The organism is Microcoleus sp. Pol7_B2 (assembly GCF_036701035.1).
In the GTDB taxonomy this organism is placed as follows: Bacteria; Cyanobacteriota; Cyanobacteriia; order Cyanobacteriales; family Microcoleaceae; genus Microcoleus.
In genome coordinates this window covers 1-1,788 of record NZ_JAUBQB010000186.1, presented here as the reverse complement: position 1 = coordinate 1,788, position 1,788 = coordinate 1, and the positions used below count along the sequence as shown (strand labels likewise).

Below are 1,788 nucleotides of genomic sequence, written 5' to 3'. Positions count from 1 at the left end.
AATGAATCCCAAACATCTCAAAAACTGGTTTGCTAATTGCTGCTACTGTACCTCATAACATCCGGAAGTGCTGTATAGCTCATCCTGAAGCTTATCGTCGCAATTAACCTAACTCCCTATCAGGGATTGAAACATCGTTGATGGCAACCATAACAAGAGAATCCACGCCGCAATTAACCTAACTCCCTATCAGGGATTGAAACTTTAAAATCCGTTGCGCCGCTTGGCTGGCAGACTCGCGCCGCAATTAACCTAACTCCCTATCAGGGATTGAAACGCACCATACCGCCATGCCCTCAGCATAAAGTATTTCTGCCGCAATTAACCTAACTCCCTATCAGGGATTGAAACGCAGAATTGCCGCTGAATTTGTTGATTGTCCTTTTGCCGCAATTAACCTAACTCCCTATCAGGGATTGAAACAAAGTAAAATTCACCTGTGACAAGCTCAGAATGCCGCAATTAACCTAACTCCCTATCAGGGATTGAAACTGCGGCCTTTGATCACCAGTGGCTCTGCCATTTGCCGCAATTAACCTAACTCCCTATCAGGGATTGAAACGAATAAAAGAGTAAAAAACAAATTAAGCCACAATAAACCTAAATTCCCTCTTCACTTGAGATGACAATGACAATTCGGCTTTTCAATTAAAGACTCAACCAAAGCATTCAAAGCAACCGCCGCCAACAACCCGCCGCCAAAAGTCCCCACAGTCGTAATATAAGCAACACCCGATCGCACTAACCGCCGTTTTGCCACCGGAGAATGACTAAAACCCATCGGCATACCAATTACCAAAGCCGGTTGCAGTTGCCCACTCTCGATCGCCTCGCAAACCCCCATCAGCACAGACGGCGCATATCCTATCACCAATATACATCCTTTTTCCAGTTTCAACAACTTTTCAAACCACTCACCCTGCCGCCAGAATTCCTGTTCCGCTTCCGCCGCAGCATTGATGTGCCGGTCATCAATTAAAGTTTTAATACTTGTTCCCAAATGCGCCAATCTAGTCCCATCCAAAGCCGCAAAAACAGGCGGCACATCAGCCACAATTTGACACTGATTTTTCAAAGCTTCCCGCGCCGATTTAATCGCCGTTGCGCTCAACTTCACAAACGGCAGCAGCGAACAATCACCGCAAGCTAACACCAGTTTAGAAAGCAAGTCTACCTCAATTTCCGAGCGATCGCCCAAATCCGGCAACAAATGCTGCAACGCCTCCCCAAAATCCTCCGGGTGAGTGTGCGCCCCCGCATCCCAACCCTCCCAAAGTTGTTCCAACTCATCCAACCCCCCCTCAGTTTCCGCCTGCAACAGCCTTAATTGCACCAGTGCGTCCGCTTGCACCGCTTGACAGGAAATATCCCGTCCCAGCAATCCTTCCAGCGCCGAAGCCGTTTCTCTGAGGCGAACAATTTGCTGAATAACCGACAGATATTGCCGTTGCAGAGTCCCCATCAGCGCGTCAGGCGAAGCATCCGCGTCAGTTTCTAACAGTTTGCGGATGTGAGACAGTTGAAAGCCTTGCTGCTTGAGTGCGACTATTCTTTGCAGTCTTTGCACATCGCTGCGGGTGTACAGTCTGTAGTTAGAGGTCGATCGCACGGCCGGAGATAGCAGCCCCAAAGCGTGATAATGTCGCACCATCCGAGGGGTAATTGTGCCTTTTACTGCTTCTGTAAGTTGTTTGATTGTCAGGTATTCTTGCACATTCGTAACAAGTTAAGCCTGTATGGCAGTTGTCAAGGGGATTTCAGAAGATGTCTCAAAGAAATATTGGTTCA

Annotated in this window: 1 protein-coding gene and 1 CRISPR repeat array; the gene reads right to left on the bottom strand. The window is 47.9% G+C overall.

What is annotated here, in order from left to right:
- Nucleotides 1-95: 95 nt before the first annotated feature.
- Nucleotides 96-562: direct repeats of the CRISPR family, unit length 38 nt; unit sequence TGCCGCAATTAACCTAACTCCCTATCAGGGATTGAAAC.
- 51 nt (nucleotides 563-613) lie between these two features.
- Entirely contained in the window at nucleotides 614-1,714 is a 1,101-nt protein-coding gene (locus tag QUA57_RS28440; protein WP_333065138.1) for a precorrin-8X methylmutase, read from the bottom strand.
- Between the last annotated feature and the right edge of the window lie 74 nt (nucleotides 1,715-1,788).